The 16,237-nt window shown below is 61.1% G+C and carries 11 protein-coding genes; 2 read left to right on the top strand and 9 right to left on the bottom strand.

Annotated elements, in window-relative coordinates:
- Positions 1-57 precede the first annotated feature (57 nt).
- The 6 genes from mdtD to betI form a co-directional block, all read right to left on the bottom strand.
- Positions 58-1,485 (bottom strand): multidrug transporter subunit MdtD, encoded by a 1,428-nt coding sequence (mdtD, locus tag AC07W4_RS05990; protein ID WP_495031828.1) that lies wholly within the window; start codon positions 1,483-1,485, stop codon positions 58-60.
- Positions 1,486-1,672: 187 nt separating this feature from the next.
- Complete coding sequence (locus AC07W4_RS05985; RefSeq protein WP_495031827.1) at positions 1,673-3,010, bottom strand: TldD/PmbA family protein; 1,338 nt, start codon at positions 3,008-3,010, stop codon at positions 1,673-1,675.
- The gene (locus AC07W4_RS05980) at positions 3,010-4,452 is read right to left on the bottom strand and encodes a TldD/PmbA family protein (protein ID WP_495031826.1); all 1,443 of its coding nucleotides are present in this window, start codon (positions 4,450-4,452) and stop codon (positions 3,010-3,012) included. Before AC07W4_RS05980 ends, AC07W4_RS05985 begins: the two co-directional genes overlap by 1 nt.
- Before the next feature lie 290 nt (positions 4,453-4,742).
- Positions 4,743-6,443, bottom strand: a complete 1,701-nt coding sequence (gene betA, locus AC07W4_RS05975) for a choline dehydrogenase (protein WP_495031825.1) — start codon at positions 6,441-6,443, stop codon at positions 4,743-4,745.
- A 155-nt stretch (positions 6,444-6,598) separates the two neighbouring features.
- Positions 6,599-8,071 (bottom strand): betaine-aldehyde dehydrogenase, encoded by a 1,473-nt coding sequence (betB, locus tag AC07W4_RS05970; protein WP_495031824.1) that lies wholly within the window; start codon positions 8,069-8,071, stop codon positions 6,599-6,601.
- Between the two features lie 62 nt (positions 8,072-8,133).
- A complete protein-coding gene (gene betI, locus AC07W4_RS05965; RefSeq protein WP_007985937.1) occupies positions 8,134-8,727 on the bottom strand; it encodes a transcriptional regulator BetI in 594 nt (197 codons plus the stop codon).
- Between the two features lie 381 nt (positions 8,728-9,108).
- Here betI and AC07W4_RS05960 point away from each other — a divergent pair, with 381 nt between their 5' ends.
- Positions 9,109-11,049, top strand: a complete 1,941-nt coding sequence (locus tag AC07W4_RS05960; RefSeq protein WP_238538752.1) for a BCCT family transporter — start codon at positions 9,109-9,111, stop codon at positions 11,047-11,049.
- A 232-nt stretch (positions 11,050-11,281) separates the two neighbouring features.
- On the opposite strand, the gene choV is transcribed toward AC07W4_RS05960, so the two are convergent.
- From choV to AC07W4_RS05945, 3 genes are all read right to left on the bottom strand, one after another.
- A complete protein-coding gene (gene choV, locus AC07W4_RS05955) occupies positions 11,282-12,460 on the bottom strand; it encodes a choline ABC transporter ATP-binding protein (RefSeq protein ID WP_008046284.1) in 1,179 nt (392 codons plus the stop codon).
- Positions 12,457-13,302, bottom strand: coding sequence for a choline ABC transporter permease subunit (gene choW, locus AC07W4_RS05950; protein ID WP_008046285.1), 846 nt, complete (start codon positions 13,300-13,302; stop codon positions 12,457-12,459). The genes choV and choW overlap by 4 nt, the downstream gene beginning before the upstream one ends.
- Before the next feature lie 77 nt (positions 13,303-13,379).
- On the bottom strand, positions 13,380-14,327 hold the full coding sequence (locus AC07W4_RS05945) for a choline ABC transporter substrate-binding protein (protein ID WP_008046286.1): 948 nt from the start codon (positions 14,325-14,327) through the stop codon (positions 13,380-13,382).
- A 435-nt stretch (positions 14,328-14,762) separates the two neighbouring features.
- Here AC07W4_RS05945 and AC07W4_RS05940 point away from each other — a divergent pair, with 435 nt between their 5' ends.
- Positions 14,763-16,139, top strand: coding sequence for an L-serine ammonia-lyase (locus AC07W4_RS05940; RefSeq protein ID WP_495031823.1), 1,377 nt, complete (start codon positions 14,763-14,765; stop codon positions 16,137-16,139).
- The last annotated feature ends 98 nt before the right edge of the window (positions 16,140-16,237 follow it).

The following is a 16,237-nucleotide window of genomic DNA, read 5'->3' as shown; positions in this document are numbered from 1 at the left end:
CCCTCCGGGGCCGCTACGCAGCCCGACGCAGCCTCGTGCCTCGGCAGCTGCTACAAGTCAGTGCTCTATGTCGTGCCCGCGGCTGACCATCCGTCGGCCATCCTTTGGTGAAAGTTGCGAGAAGATTGTCGCGGCCAGCATCGCCATGATCCCGACAGTCACAAACGTCAGCTGGAATGCGCCCAGTACCGTCTCCACGCCGTCATTTCCAATTTCCGCCGTAAAGCCGCCGAGCAGCGCACCGGCACAGGCCACGCCCAGGCTCAGGGACAATTGCGCGACCACCGACAGCAGGCTGTTGCCGCTGCTGGCGCTGGCATCGTCGAGGTCGATCAGGGTCACGGTGTTCATTGCGGTGAACTGCAAGGAGTTGATCGCGCCAAGGATCGCCAGCAGGCACAGCAGCAGCCAGTACGGCGTCTGTTCGCTGACCAGGCCCATGCTCGCCAGCATGATCCCCAGCGCCAGGGTGTTGCCGGTGAGCACGATGCGGTAACCCAGGCGTTCGATCAACGGCCGCGCCACCCACTTGGCGATCATCGCCGCCGCCGCCAGCGGCAGCATGCTCATCCCGGCCTGGGACGGCGAATAGCCCAGCGCCACTTGCAGCAACAACGGCACCAGAAAGGGCAGGGCGCCGCTGCCGAGGCGTGCGAACAGGTTGCCGAGAATGCCCACGGCAAAGGTCCTGGTCTTGAACAGCGACGGCGCGAACAACGGGTTCTCGATATGCCCGGCACGCAGCCAGTATGCCGCCAGGCACGCCATGCCACCGAACAGCAGCAGCATCACCCGCAGGTGCGGCAGGTGCAATTCACCCAGGCCTTCCATGGCGATGGTGATCAGAATCATCGCCGCGCCGAACAGCACGAAGCCCAGGCTATCGAAGCGCGTGCGTTCGGAACCGCGCAGGTCCGGGATGAATTTCCACACGGCGTAGCAACCGACCAGTCCCACCGGCAGGTTGATCAGAAAGATCCAGTGCCAGGTCAGGTATTGCACCATCCAGCCGCCCATCGTCGGGCCGATCAAGGGGCCGAGCAGCCCGGGAATGGTGATGAAGCCCATGATCCGCACCAGTTCCGAACGCGGATAGGCGCGCAACACCACCAACCGCCCAACCGGCAACATCAACGCGCCGCCCAGGCCCTGGATCACCCGGGCCCCGATCAGCATGCTCAGGCTGCTCGACAATGCGCAGAGCAGCGAGCCGAGGCTGAACAGCAGAATCGCACTGAAGAAAATTTTACGGGTGCCGAAGCGATCGGCGATCCAGCCGGACGCGGGAATCAGCAAGGCGACCGTGAGCATGTAGGCGATGATCACGCCCTGCATGCGCAATGGATCTTCGGCCAGGTCTCGGGCCATGGCGGGCAGGGCGGTGTTGAGGATAGTCCCGTCGAGGGACTGCATGAAGAAGGCAATGGCGACGACCCAGGGTATCCAGCGGGCGGTCACAGCGTCGAGAGGCGGGCGGTTGGGCATGGGACCTCTTGTTGGTTGAGATGAAACAGTCCGCAAAACGATAAACCCTGTAGCAGCTGGCGAAGCCTGCGTTCGGCTGCGAAGCAGTCGTAAATCCCGCCAATGTTTTTCTCCGGCTGGAGCCCGGTGGCCGGATTTGCGAGGACTGCGTCCTCGGACGCAGGCTTCGCCAGCTGCTACAAGGTGTTTACAGCGTCAAGGTCAGTCGACTGACCAGTGCCCCCGGCAACAACGCCGAAGCCGTCGCCCGCTGGCTGTAGGTACTCGCCGACAGCAATAACTCCCGCTCTGCGGTCAACGCTTCCAGTTGCGAACCGAGCAGGCTGAAGGCGCTGTCATCGAAACGCATGGTGTTGACCGGCGCCTGAATCTCTCCGTTCTCGACCCAGAATGTGGCAAACCGGGTCATGCCGGTCAGGCGTGCGGCCGGTTGATCCGAGAAGTTCAGGTACCACAGGTTGCTGATGTACAGCCCCGTGCCCAGTTGCTTGAGGATGTCCGCGTCAGGCAATGCCCCGGCCTTCATGTTCAACGCGCTCGGTGATTCACCGCCGCTGGCGCCATTGGCGGTCAAGCCGTATTCGGCAGCACTGCGCGAGCCGACCAGTCGTGCCCCGGCCTTGCCGTCGACGATCAACCCCAGATCGCTGCGCGGGTAACCCTCATCGGAAAACGCCGGGCTCAGCGACCCGCTGACTTTTTCATCCAGCGAGACCAGCGGGCTGAACGCGCTATCGCCACCGTAGAGCTTTTGCAGCGGGCTGCTTTTGCTGGCAATCGACTGTGCCGAGAAACCGCCCCAGCACAGCATGCCCATGATTTCTTCCAGCGCCGCCGGTGCCAGGTAGGCGCGGTACTGGCCGGGCGGCAAAGTGCGCAGCGGCCGGCCCAGAAACTCAAGCTGCTCGCGGGCTTGCTGGAAGCGCCTGGCAAAGCCTTCGCTGTTCCAGTCGTGCCCGGCGTAGCTGGCTTTCACGGCCTGGCCGTTCTCGTGGAACAGGCTGAAGTCGAAGTTGAAACTGTTGGCCTGATGCCAGCCGAAGGCGCCCGAAGAACTGGCAAAGCCACGGCTGATCGGCCCGGCAGCGTAGAACCCGACAAGATCCAGGCCTTCGGCGGCCTGGGTGATTTGCTCGACCACCTGTTCGGTGTCCGGCAGCGGATGCGACTGCACGTTGTTGCTCTGCCAGCCGTTGTAGTTGAGCAGCAAGTAAGGATCCTGAGGCAGCAGCGGCAAGGTTTCCCGCAGCTGTTGCAGGCCTTCGGTCAAACGTTGCAGATCAACCTGGGGATCGCCGGCCAGGGTGATGTTCAGGTCGGCATGGCGGCCTTCGTTGATCAGTTTCAGGCCGATACTCGCCTGCTGCACCTGACCGGCCTGGCGCACCCTGGCGTGGTTGAAGCGCACGAAGGCCGACGACTCGGCGGCGTAGCTGAGGGTGAACTGCTCGGGCTCGTGAAGCGCTGCACGCAGGCTGTTGACCAACGCCTTGAACGACGCGGCCTGGCTTTTTGAAGGATTCATCAGGCGTCTCCTCCGAATACATCAACGTTGCTGAACACGCAGGCCGGCGACGCGTGGCCGACGCGGATCACCTGGTTCGGTTCGCCCTTGCCGCAGTTCGGTGTGCCGAGGACCTTGAAGGTACTGGCATCGCCGACAGCGCTGAGGCTTTTCCAGAACTGTGCGGAGATGCCCCTGTAATTGGGATTCTTTACCACGCCCTTGAGTTCGCCGTATTCGATCAGTTGGCCCCACTCGCAGCCGAACTGGAATTTGTTGCGCGCATCATCGATCGACCATGAACGGTTGGTCGACATCAGCACGCCGTGTTCGATGCCGCCGATCAACTGCTCGATGGACTGATCGCCCGGCTCGATGTTGAGGTTGGCCATGCGGTCGATCGGCGGGCGGTTCCAGCCGCAGGCGCGGCTGTTGGCGACGCCGTCCATGCCGGCGCGAAATTGCGACAACGCACCGCCCAGCGGACGCAGCAACAGGCCTTCGCGGATCAGGAACTGTTTGCTGGCGGGCGTGCCGTCGTCGTCATGGCCGTAGCTGGCGAGCTCTTCGGGGATGTCCGGGTCGAAGGTCACGTTGAGCAGGCCGGAACCGTATTGCAGGCGGCCGAAATCTTCGGCTTTGACGAAACTGGTGCCGGCGTAGTTGCGTTCGTCGCCGAGGATGCGGTCCAGCTCCAGCGGATGGCCGATGGACTCGTGGATTTGCAGCATCATCTGGTCGGGCATCAGCAGCAGGTCGCGCTTGCCTTGCGGAGTGTTCGGCGCCAGGAGCAATTGCAGGGCCTGATCGGCCACCTGGGCAGCGGCACCGATCAGGCCGCAGCGGCTGATGACGTCCGCCGCGCCTTGCTGGCCGAAATTCTCGCGGCCAAGACTGCGGGTCTGGCTGTCGTTGCCGTCGTAGGCCGTGACGTCCAGACCGGGGTACACAAAACGTTGGGCCTGGCGCAATTCGGCACCGGCGCTGTTGAGGTAGATCTGCTCAACGTGGGTGATGCCGAGACTGACCTGCCAGTTCACCAGTCGCTCGTCCTTGGGTACGGCGGCGGATTCGGCGCCGAGCAACTGGTAGCAGTCGCTCAGGGGCGGGAACGCCTGGTCGAGGTTGGGTGAAAAGTAATCGGCGCGGTCGCTGGAAACAGCCTGCTCGCGCAGGTCCAGCAGGGCGTGGGGCTTGAGTCGACGGGCCTGGAGTTCGGCGCGTTCGAGGGCGGCTTGCAGGCCCTGTTGCGACAGGTCGTTGGTGGCCGCATAGGCCTCGACGCCGTTGACCCGAACGGTCAGCATCGCCCCTTCGTCACGGCTAAGGCTTGGCGGTTCGGCGACGTTCTTGCGCACCGACAGGTACTGCCCGGATTCGCGCACATAACGCAGGGAAAAGAATTCTGCACCCGTGCGCAAGGCAGCGAAGCGCTGCTTGAGCTGGGGATGGAAATCGAACATTCGTGAACCTCCTGGAAATGGAGTGGCGATGGCGCGGTGCTGCGAGGGGAGGGGTGAAACGATTGCGTGGCGCTAGATTAGGCTTGCGAGGGGGGAGGATCAAGTTTGGATCGGACTTGCGAGTGATTGCCGGGGGAGAGGTGTTGCCTGACCGGGCCCCTTCGTCGGAACGCCGCCCGGAGCAAGCCCGCTCCCACATTTGATCTGGGTGTATACAAAATCTGTATTCACCGAAAATCTAGTGTGGGAGCGGGCTTGCTCGCGAAGGCCGCACCGCGGTTTAACGGTTGTTAAGCGATCTGGCTCAATTCCCGCACAGGCTTGCCCTTCACCGGCGCTTCACCCGCCACATAGTAAGTGGCAGTGCTGCGCGGCAACGGCTTGCGGCCACGGATCTTGTCGGCGATTTTCTCGGCCATCATGATCGTTGGTGCGTTGAGGTTGCCGGTGGTGATGATCGGCATGATCGAGGCATCGACCACACGCAGGCCTTGCATGCCGTGCACGCGACCTTCGCCATCGACCACGGCCATTTCGTCGGTGCCCATCTTGCACGAGCAGGACGGGTGGAACGCGGTTTCAGCGTGCTCGCGAATGAACTTGTCCAACTGCTCATCGGTTTGCACCTCGATGCCCGGGCTGATCTCGCGACCGCGGAAGGCATCCAATGCAGGCTGTTGCATGATTTCACGGGTCAGGCGGATGCCGTCGCGGAATTCCTGCCAGTCCTGCTCGGTGGCCATGTAGTTGAACAGGATGCTCGGGTGCTGGCGCGGGTCCTTGGACTTGGCCTGGATACGCCCGCGGCTTGGCGAACGCATGGAGCCCATGTGTGCCTGGAAGCCGTGCTCTTTCACACCGTTGCTGCCGTTGTAGTTAATCGCTACCGGCAAGAAGTGGTACTGGATGTTCGGCCATTCGAATTCCGGACGGGTACGGATGAAACCGCCGGCTTCGAACTGGTTGCTGGCGCCGATGCCGGTGCCGTTGAACAGCCACTCGGCACCGATGGCCGGCTGGTTGTGCAGGAGCAGCGACGGGTACAGCGAAACTGGCTGGGTGCAAGCGTATTGCAGGTACAGCTCAAGGTGATCCTGCAGGTTTTCACCAACGCCCGGCAGGTCGTGGACCACCGGAATGTCGAGCTTGTTCAGCAGCTCGGCCGGACCGACGCCGGAGCGTTGCAGGATCTGCGGTGAAGCGATGGCGCCGGAGCACAGCAGTACTTCCTTGCGTGCCTTGACTTCAACGCGCTCTTCAGCGGCGCCGACCAGGTAACGCACGCCGACCGCACGCTTGCCTTCGAAGAGGATCTTGTCGGTCAGGGCGTGGGTGACAATGGTCAGGGTCGAACGCTTCTTGGCAACGTCCAGGTAACCGCGGGCGGTGGAGGCACGACGGCCTTTCGGCGTCACGGTGCGGTCCATCGGGCCGAAGCCTTCCTGCTGGTAGCCGTTCAAGTCTTCGGTGCGCGGGTAACCGGCTTGCACGCCGGCTTCAACCATGGCGTGGAACAGCGGGTTGTTGCCGGCTTTCGGCGTGGTCACGCTGACCGGGCCGTCGCCACCGTGGTAGTCGTTCGGGCCGATGTCGCGGGTTTCCGCTTTACGAAAATACGGCAGGCAGTCCAGGTACGACCAGTCTTCCAGGCCTGGCAGTTTCGCCCAGCCGTCGTAGTCCATGGCGTTGCCGCGGATGTAGCACATGCCGTTGATCAGCGAGGAACCGCCCAGGCCCTTGCCGCGACCGCATTCCATGCGACGACCGTCCATGTGTGGCTCTGGATCGGTTTCGTAGGCCCAGTTGTAGCGGCGGCCTTGCAGCGGGAACGCCAGGGCCGCAGGCATTTGCGTGCGGAAGTCGAAACGGTAGTCCGGGCCGCCCGCTTCGAGCAGCAGGACGGTGACGCCGGCGTCTTCGGTCAGACGGGTCGCCAGGGTGTTACCGGCCGAGCCGGCACCGATGATGATGTAGTCGAATTCTTGGGACATTGAATGCACCCTCTTTGAAGTTGGTCAGGTCGCCTGTAGCAGCTGCCGAGGTACGAGGCTGCGTTGCGTGTCCGCAGGACCGCCCTCGTGGGGCCGCTGCGCAGCCCAACGCAGCCTCGTGCCTCGGCAGCTGCTACAGGTTGTGCGGGGGCGTCTTAGAACACCGAGACGTAATCGCCCAGCTCGACCTGTACCGATTTGATGCGGGTGAAGTTGTTCAGCGAGCTGATGCCGTTCTCACGGCCGACACCCGACTGCTTGTAGCCGCCAACCGGCATCTTCGCGTCGGACTCGCCCCAGGCGTTGATCCAGCAGATACCGGCTTCCAGTTGATGAATCACGCGGTGGGCGCGGTTCAGGTCGCGGGTGACGATACCGGCGGCCAGGCCGAAGTCGGTGTCGTTGGCGCGACGGATCACTTCTTCTTCGGTTTCGTAGGAGAGGATCGCCATGACCGGGCCAAAGATTTCTTCACGCACGATGGTCATGTCGTCGGTGCAGTCGGTGAACACGGTCGGCGCCACGAACGCACCCTTGGCGAATTCGCCGTCGGTCAGGCGCTCACCGCCGCACAGCAGGCGGGCACCTTCTTCCTTGCCCTTGGCGATGTAGCCCAGCACGCTTTCCATGTGCGCAAAGCTGACCAACGGGCCGAAGTTGGTGTTTTCGTCTTCCGGGTTGCCGATGCGGATGCGCGCAACGCGTTCGGCGATCTTGGCTTCGAAAGCGGCTTTCAGGTGGGCCGGTACGAACACGCGAGTGCCGTTGGTGCAAACCTGGCCGGAGCTGTAGAAGTTGGCCATCATCGCGGTGTCGGCTGCGCGATCAAGGTCGGCGTCGTCGCAGATGATCAGCGGGGATTTGCCGCCCAGTTCCATGGTCACGTCCTTGAGCGAAGAGCTCGAAGCGCTGGCCATGACTTTCTTGCCGGTGTCGGTGCCGCCGGTGAACGAGACTTTCTCGATGCGCGGGTGCTCGGTCAACCAGGTGCCGACTTCACGGCCGCTGCCGGTCAAGACGTTGAACACACCGTTTGGCACGCCGGCTTCGGTGTAGATCTCGGCCAGTTTCAGGGTGGTCAGCGAGGTGACTTCACTCGGCTTGAAGATCATCGCGTTACCGGCGGCCAGGGCCGGTGCGGATTTCCACAGGGCGATCTGGATCGGGTAGTTCCACGCGCCGATACCGGCCACGACGCCCAGCGGCTCGCGACGGGTGTAGACGAACGAAGTGGTGCGCAGCGGAATCTGCTCGCCTTCGATGGCCGGTACCAGGCCTGCGTAGTATTCCAGCACGTCGGCGCCGGTGACGATGTCGACGTAGCGGGTTTCGGAGTAGGCCTTGCCGGTGTCCAGGGTTTCCAGGGCGGCCAGTTCGTCGTTGCGCTCACGCAGGATTTCCACGGCGCGACGCAGGATGCGCGAACGCTCCATGGCGGTCATCGCAGCCCAGATTTTCTGGCCCTTTTCGGCGCTGACTACGGCGCGCTCTACGTCTTCCTTGGTTGCGCGTTGTACTTTTGCGAGGACTTCACCGTTAGCCGGGTTGATGGCTTCGAAAGTGGCGTCGCTGCTGGCGTCGCTGTACGCGCCATCGATGTAGAGTTTTTGCAGTTCGAAACGGGCCATAAAGTCCTCGCAAGAGCATTAAGTGGCTGGCGCGGTTCGGTGGTTGAGCGTTTATGTGTGCTCTAACTCACCCGCTTGGCCAGTTGGGTATCCATGTATTCGTAAGCAATCTGTTGCGCCTGCTCGGTGTCGAAAGCATCTCCCGACAGCGCGCCGCGCAACCACAAACCGTCGATCAACGCTGCCAGGCCCCGGGCGGCGCTGCGCGCATCATTGAGCGGCAGCACGCGGCGGAACTGGCAGCACAGGTTGGAATACAGACGGTGATCGTTGATCCGCTGCAACCTGTGCAAAGACGGCTGGTGCATGCTGGTGGCCCAGAAGGCCAGCCAGGTTTTCATTGCCGGGCCATTGACCTGGCTGGCGTCGAAGTTGCCTTCGATGATCACCTGCAGATGCGCCCGCGGGCTGTCATCTGTCAGCGCCTGTCGGCGCAGGGTGACGTTCTCGCTCAGGACGGTCATCAGGTACCCCATGGTGGCGGCAATCAGGCCGTTCTTGTCCTGAAAGTAGTGACTGATGATGCCATTCGAGACACCGGCCAAACGGGCGATCAGCGCAATGCTGGCGTCCCCCATTCCGACCTGATCGACGGCCTGCAAAGTGGCTTCGATCAATTGCTGGCGGCGGATGGGTTGCATACCGACCTTGGGCATCTTGCACATCTCCTTAGGCCTTCCGGCAGACGCAGAACGTCCATCGGCTTGAGGGCCAGTCTATTTTGTTTTGATTGAACGTTCAATCAACAAAGAATAAGATCTGCGACAAATCGTCGCTGCTTACAGATTTTTCCTACATGTAAATGGCGGCAAACCGACATCCGAAACGGCTCGAAGCCTATACGCCACGGCGTCTCAAGGTCTTCGGGCTTTTTTCGGGCTGTCTTTATATCACCCGCCGGTCGGCTGCCCACTAACCGATTGGTCGGGTAACTCGTTTGTCTTGCGTTCTTCTCTCGCACTGCCCGGAGCATCTGTGCCATGAGTTCTGCCTCGCTAATAAAGACCCCACCCGAGAAGGTGACGGTCAACGGTTGGGTGTTCTACACCTCTACCGCGTTGATTCTGTTGTTGACCGCCATTCTGATCATCGCCCCGCAAGAGGCCGGCAGAATGCTGGGTACGGCGCAAGCCTGGTTGTCCCGCAGCTTCGGCTGGTACTACATGGTGGTGATTGCCGCCTACCTGATTTTTGTCGTCGGCCTGGCGTTTTCGTCCTACGGCAAACTGAAACTGGGCAGCAAGGACGACACCCCGGACTTCAGCTACGGCGCCTGGGCGGGGATGCTGTTCTCCTCGGGTATCGGCATCTCGCTGCTGTACTTCGGCGCGTCGGAGCCCCTGGACCATTACTTCAACCCGCCGGAAGGCGTGGCCGGCAGCAACCTTGCCGCCCGTCAGGCCGTTCAACTGACGTTCCTGCACTGGGGCTTGCATGGCTGGGCGATCTACGCGCTGGTAGGTTTGGCCGTGGCGTATTTTGCCTACCGGCATAACCAGCCGCTGGCGTTGCGTTCGGCGTTGTATCCGCTGGTGGGCGAGCGTTGGGTCAAGGGCGCGGCCGGGCATGCGGTGGACGGCTTCGGCATGTTCGTGACCCTGCTGGGGCTGGTGACGAACCTGGGGATCGGTTCACTGCAAGTGTCGTCGGGGCTGGAGAACCTGTTCGGCATGGAACACAGCAACACCAACCTGCTGATCGTGATCATCGTGATGAGCACCGTGGCGACCATCGCTGCCGTGTCGGGCGTGGAAAACGGCATCCGCCGTCTGTCCAATCTGAACATCGTGCTGTTCAGCGGCCTGCTGATTTTCGTGCTGTTGTTCGGCCCGACCCTGCACCTGCTCAACGGCTTCGTACAAAACGTCGGTGATTACCTGAACGGCGTGGTGCTGAAGACCTTTGATCTGTATGTGTACGAAGGCGACAGTGAGAAGTCCGACCGCTGGTTGGGTCTGTGGACCCTGTTCTACTGGGCCTGGTGGATTTCCTGGGCGCCATTCGTGGGCATGTTCATCGCGCGTATTTCCCGTGGTCGCACGGTGCGTGAGCTGGTGGCCGGCGTACTGCTGATCCCGCTGGGTTTCACCCTGGCGTGGCTGTCGATCTTCGGTAACTCGGCTTTGGACCTGGTGATGAACCATGGGGCGGTGGAGCTCGGGAAGACGGCGCTGGAACAGCCGTCCATGGCGATCTACCAGTTGCTTGAGCATTACCCGGCGTCGAAGGTTGTGATCGGCGTGTCGATCTTTGTCGGTTTCGTGCTGTTCCTGACCCCGGCGGACTCCGGCGCGGTGATGATGGCCAACCTTTCGTGCAAGGGCGGCAATGTCGATGAGGATGCGCCGCACTGGCTGCGGATCTTCTGGTCGGCGGTGATCACCCTGGTGACCATCGGTCTGCTGTTCGCCGGCAACTTCGAAGCCATGCAAACCATGGTGGTGCTGGCCGGTCTGCCGTTCTCGGTGGTGCTGGTGTTCTTCATGTTCGGCTTGCACAAGGCCATGCGCCAGGACGTGCAGATCGAACAGGAGCAAGCGGAACTGGCGGCACGCGGTCGTCGTGGTTTCAGCGAGCGTTTGACCCAGCTGGACTTGCAGCCGAGCCAGTCAGTGGTGCAGCGCTTCATGGACAAGCATGTCAGCCCGGCATTGCAAGATGCGACGGCGCAAATGCGTGCTCAAGGTCTGGAGGTTCAGACACTGCTGGGCAAGTCCAAGCGTTGCATGGGCGTACGGGTCGAGATGGAAGAGGGCAACCCTTTCGTCTACGAAGTGAGCCTGGACGGTTACCTGGCCACGCCAACCGAGTCGGCTCAGTCCGATGAGGCGCGTCAGCGTTACTACCGTGCCGAGGTGTACCTGCACAACGGCAGCCAGGACTACGATTTGATGGGCTTCACCCAGGATCAGATCACCCGTGACGTGCTCGATCAGTTTGAAAGCCATCGGCAGCTTCTTGGCCGGGTTTACAGCTAAGTAGCAATAGGGCGCGGTGTTTCTGTCTGAAGCACCGCGTTGCGCCCTTCGCGAGCAAGTCGAATCGTCGCACCGCCGCTCCCACATTCGACCGCATTCCTCTGTTAGAACTAGGTCAACCTGTGGGAGCGGGCTTGCTCGCGAAGGGGCCATCAGCCGCAAAGCTGTTTGACCCGATATCCCATAAACAAAAACGCCGCGATTCTCTCGCGGCGTTTTTGTGTCTGTTGCCTTACCCCAGGTTCTTGCCGAGCAGTGCGTGATACAGCTCACTGTCGCCCAGAATCCCCACTACGTGGTTGTTGTCGTGCAGCACCAGTTTGTTGCCGGTCTGATAACGAATCTGCAGCGCATCGCGCATGCCGATGTTCGAGTCCACCAGGGTTGGGCGACGACCCAGGCCTTCAACGGCCTGACCCGGTACCCAGTTCTGCAAGTCCAGCGCAGAGCCGTTCTGGCGAGCGCCCTTGATGGTGTTGCCATCGGCCAGGTCCAGCCACGAGTCGCCGCCTGGATCCAGGCACACCGAACCGTTGATGCGTTTGCAGTTGTCCAGGGTGCGCATCAGACTGCGACCGCACAGTACGTTCAGCGGGTTGGTGTGGGCCACGAAGGTCCGCACGTAATCGTCCGCGGGGTTGAGGACGATTTCTTCCGGCTTGCTGTACTGAATGATCCGGCCGTCTTTCATGATCGCGATGCGGCTGCCCAGTTTCAGTGCCTCATCGAGGTCGTGGCTGACGAATACGATCGTCTTGCTGAGCTTGCGTTGCAGTTCCAGCAGTTCGTCTTGCAAGCCCTGACGGATCAGCGGGTCGAGGGCCGAGAACGGTTCGTCCATCAGCAGAATGTCGGCGTCCATCGCCAGCGCACGGGCCAGGCCCACACGTTGCTGCATACCACCGGACAGCTCATCGGGTTTCTTGTTGCGCCACTGGGCCAGGCCCACCAGCTCAAGCTTTTCGTCCACCAGTTTGCGTCGTTCCTTTTCCGGACGACCCTGCATTTCCAGGCCAAAGCTGATGTTTTCGCGCACTGTCAGCCAAGGCATCAGGGCGAACTTCTGGAACACCATCGCAATGCGCTTGGTGCGCATCATTTTCAGTTCTGCCGGGGTGCAGGAGGCAATGTCGATCTGCTTGCCTTCGTGCTCGACGAACAACTTGCCGCGGCTAACGGTGTTCAGACCGTTGATGCAGCGCAACAGGCTGGACTTGCCGGAACCGGACAGGCCCATCAGTACGCAGATTTCACCTTTTTCGATGTCCAGGCTGGCTTTTTCAACACCAACGATCAGCCCGGTCTTTTTCAGGATTTCGTTACGGGTCATGCCCTGATCCAGCAGCTTGAGAGCCTCGCGTGGATCCTTGGAGAAGATAACGTCAACGTTATCAAAGCGAATAATGCTCATGCATCACCCCCTACTTTGGCGTCGGGTTGTTTGCAGATACGGTCGAGCATGATCGCCAGCAGTACGATCGCCAGGCCTGCTTCGAAGCCCAAGGCGATATCAGCAGTGTTCAGTGCGTTGACCACCGGTTTGCCCAGGCCATCGGCACCCACCAGTGCCGCGATCACCACCATCGAAAGAGACAGCATGATGCACTGGGTGATACCGGCCGCGATGCTCGGCATGGCGTGGGGCAGTTCGATCCTTGAGAGCAATTGGCGACGCGAGCAGCCGAAGGCCTTGCCGGCGTCCATCAGTTCTTGCGGGACATCGCGGATGCCCAGGTAGGTCAGGCGGATCGGCGCAGCGATGGCGAACACCACCGTGGAGATCAGGCCCGGTACCACACCCAGCCCGAAGAGGGTGAGGGTAGGAATGAGGTACACAAAGGTCGGTACGGTCTGCATCAGATCGAGTACCGGACGCATTAAAGTATAGAACATCGGCTTGTGCGCGGCGACGATGCCCAGCGGCACGCCGATGACCACGCAGACCAGGGTGGCGAACAGCACCTGGGCGAGGGTTTCCATGGTTTCCTGCCAGTACCCCAGATTGAGGATCAGAAGGAAAGAGGCAACGACAAAGGCGGTCAGGCCCCATTTGCGCTGGATGAAGTGGGCGAGCAGTGCGATCAGGCCGATCAATGCCAGCGGGTTGAACCAGGTCAGCGCAAACGTCACGCCGTGGATCATCGTTTCCAGTGTCACGGCGATGGCGTCGAAGGTGCTGGCGCCGTGTTGCGTCAACCATTCAACGAAGCCTGCGATGTACTGGCCTAGGGGTATTTTCTGATCAATCAGCATGGTAGTGAACGTCCGCATGCAAGGTAATTAACAGCCCGGGCAGGCGAACCTGCCCGGCATAAACGATGCTCCCTAATTCAAGGCGTCAGTTTGGCTTTCACGGCCTCCAGGCCAGGTTTACCGTCAATGGTGGTCACGCCAGCGAGCCAGGTATCGAGCACCTGTGGATTCTTTTTCAGCCAGGCCTTGGCGGCCGCGTCAGGCTTCATCTTGTCGTCCAGGATGTTGCCCATCAGTTCACTTTCCATGTCGACGGTGAACTCCAGGTTCTTCAGCAACTGGCCGACGTTGCCGCACTCCTGCGCATAGCCCTTGCGGGTGTTGGTCGCCACAGTGGCGGCACCGAAATCCGGGCCGAAGAAGTCATCACCACCGGTCAGGTATTGAATCTTGAAGCGCTTGTTCATCGGGTGCGGCGCCCAGCCGAGGAACACCACGGCGGTGTCGCGTTTCTGCGCGCGGTCGACCTGCGACAGCATGCCGGCTTCGGAGGATTCGACGACTTTGAAACCGGCGGTCTTCAGGCCGAAGGCATCCTTGTCGATCATGCTCTGGATCAGACGATTGCCGTCGTTGCCAGGCTCGATGCCGTAAATCTTGCCATCGAGCTCTTTCTTGAATTTGGCGATGTCGGCGAAGTCATGCAGGCCCTTGTCGTACAGCGCCTGAGGGACGGCGAGGGTGTACTTGGCGCCCTTGAGGTTGGTGCGCACGGTTTCCACGGTGCCGGCATCGCGGTAGGCCTTGATGTCGTTTTCCATGGTCGGCATCCAGTTGCCCAGGAACACGTCCATGTTCTTGCCGTCGGCGAGGGACTTGTAGGTCACGGGCACGGAAATCATGGTGGTCTTGGTCTTGTAGCCGAGGGCGTTGAGCACAACGCTGGTGGTCGCGGTAGTCGCGGTGATGTCGGTCCAGCCGACATCGGAGAAGTTTACGGTACTGCACTGCGCCGGCTCTGCGGCTTGCGCCAGAACCGGCAGACTAAGCATGGCGGCCAACAACAACGACGGGGAACCTTTCATGGATGGACTCCTTGGTGTTTTTTTTGGCAGTGTTCCGACTGGACCACCGCACTTATAGGTTGCGGTTGGATGGCGTTCTGGAGACAGCTCTACCACGTCGCCTTGCAATCGAGTCGATATGATCATGTACCAGTGAAAATCTGACGCCTACAGGGTGCGTCGTATCCAGTACAGGGATGGTCGCATCCAGTGTCGGTGACGTCGTTTACAGATTTTTTCAGCCCGATTTCCCTCTCTGAACCGCAAAAAAACGGCGAAAACACAGCGTAAAAGACACGCGGCGCTGGTGGGCATGAGTGCGTCGGTTAGAGACGTCGAACAACTGGATAAAAGCTAGATGATGCGGTCATCTCGGCGGATTGCAGCTTGAGCGTAGCAGCTCCGTCACCGTGCGCTTTTGCGTGCGCAGTGGGCCCATCCAGGAGTTCGGCAGTAATGGCTATCAGTGTTTTCGACCTGTTCAAAATCGGCATCGGTCCTTCCAGTTCACACACCGTGGGGCCCATGCGGGCGGCGGCGTTGTTTGTGCAGGGCCTGCGCGAGCGCGGGTTGCTTGAGCAAGTGCGGCGTGTCGAAGTCCAGCTGTTCGGCTCGTTGTCGGCCACCGGTATCGGCCACGGCAGCGACAATGCCGTGATCATGGGCCTGATGGGCGAGTGGCCGGATGCGATCGATCCGTCGCAAATCGGCATTCGTATCGCCACTCTGCGCGAGACCGATACGCTGCTGCTCGACGGTCGCTTGCCGGTGCCCTTCATCTGGGCCCGGGACATGCGCCTGATCGACGAGAACCTGCCATTCCATCCCAACGCCATGACCCTGATTGTCGAGGGTGATGACGGCGAGTTGTATCGCGACACCTACTATTCGGTCGGCGGCGGTTTTGTCGTCGATGAGGCGCAGGCCTCCAGCGGTGTCGTCGACCTCGACCGCACCGTGTTGCCTTATGACTTTTCCAGCGCTGCCGAGCTGCTGGAACTGTGCAAAAAACACAAGCTGCGCGTGGCTGAATTAATGATGGCCAACGAGAGGGTGTGGCGCAGCGAGGATGAAATCCGCAGCGGCCTGATGAAGCTCTGGCGCGCTATGCAGGATTGCGTCGAGCAAGGCCTCAAACATGAAGGCATCCTGCCCGGCGGGCTGAACGTGCGCCGGCGTGCGGCCAAGCTGCATCGCAGCCTGCAGGAACTGAACAAACCCAACGTGATCGGCTCGACCTTGAGCGCCATGGAGTGGGTCAACCTGTTCGCCCTGGCGGTCAACGAAGAAAACGCCGCTGGCGGGCGCATGGTCACGGCACCGACCAACGGCGCGGCGGGGATCATTCCGGCAGTACTGCACTACTTCATGAAATTCAGCGAGGCCGTGACCGACGCCAATGTCGTCGACTATTTCCTCAGCGCGGCGGCGGTGGGAATCCTGTGCAAGAAGAACGCCTCGATCTCCGGTGCCGAAGTCGGTTGCCAGGGCGAAGTCGGTTCGGCCTGCGCCATGGCGGCAGCCGGGCTGGCGGAAATCCTTGGCGCCACGCCCGAGCAATTGTGCAACGCGGCGGAGATTGGTCTGGAGCACAACCTCGGCCTGACCTGCGACCCGGTGGGCGGACTGGTCCAGGTGCCGTGCATCGAGCGCAACGCGATTGCCGCGGTGAAAGCGATCAACGCTGCGCAAATGGCTTTGCGGGGCGATGGCCAGCACTTTATTTCGCTGGATCGGGTGATCCGCACCATGCGCGATACCGGTGCCGACATGCATGACAAATACAAGGAGACATCGCGGGGTGGGTTGGCGGTGAGTGCTGTGGAGTGTTGACACCGCGCTGAATTCATCGCTGGCAAGCCAGCTCCCACAGGTTCTTCGGTGTAGCTGATATCTTGATCACACCACAAATCCCTGTGGGAGCTGGCTTG

The organism is Pseudomonas sp. GW821-FHT02A08 (assembly GCF_059422045.1).
This window is presented reverse-complemented; position numbering and strand designations above follow the sequence as displayed.

Excerpts from the sequence above, each read along its gene's own strand:
- mdtD (WP_495031828.1), bottom strand. The coding sequence starts at position 1,485 with ATGCCCAACCGCCCGCCTCTCGACGCTGTGACCGCCCGCTGGATACCC.
- AC07W4_RS05985 (WP_495031827.1), bottom strand. The coding sequence starts at position 3,010 with ATGAATCCTTCAAAAAGCCAGGCCGCGTCGTTCAAGGCGTTGGTCAAC.
- AC07W4_RS05980 (WP_495031826.1), bottom strand. The coding sequence starts at position 4,452 with ATGTTCGATTTCCATCCCCAGCTCAAGCAGCGCTTCGCTGCCTTGCGC.
- betA (WP_495031825.1), bottom strand. The coding sequence starts at position 6,443 with ATGTCCCAAGAATTCGACTACATCATCATCGGTGCCGGCTCGGCCGGT.
- betB (WP_495031824.1), bottom strand. The coding sequence starts at position 8,071 with ATGGCCCGTTTCGAACTGCAAAAACTCTACATCGATGGCGCGTACAGC.
- betI (WP_007985937.1), bottom strand. The coding sequence starts at position 8,727 with ATGCCCAAGGTCGGTATGCAACCCATCCGCCGCCAGCAATTGATCGAA.
- choV (WP_008046284.1), bottom strand. The coding sequence starts at position 12,460 with ATGAGCATTATTCGCTTTGATAACGTTGACGTTATCTTCTCCAAGGAT.
- choW (WP_008046285.1), bottom strand. The coding sequence starts at position 13,302 with ATGCTGATTGATCAGAAAATACCCCTAGGCCAGTACATCGCAGGCTTC.
- AC07W4_RS05945 (WP_008046286.1), bottom strand. The coding sequence starts at position 14,327 with ATGAAAGGTTCCCCGTCGTTGTTGTTGGCCGCCATGCTTAGTCTGCCG.
- AC07W4_RS05940 (WP_495031823.1), top strand. The coding sequence starts at position 14,763 with ATGGCTATCAGTGTTTTCGACCTGTTCAAAATCGGCATCGGTCCTTCC.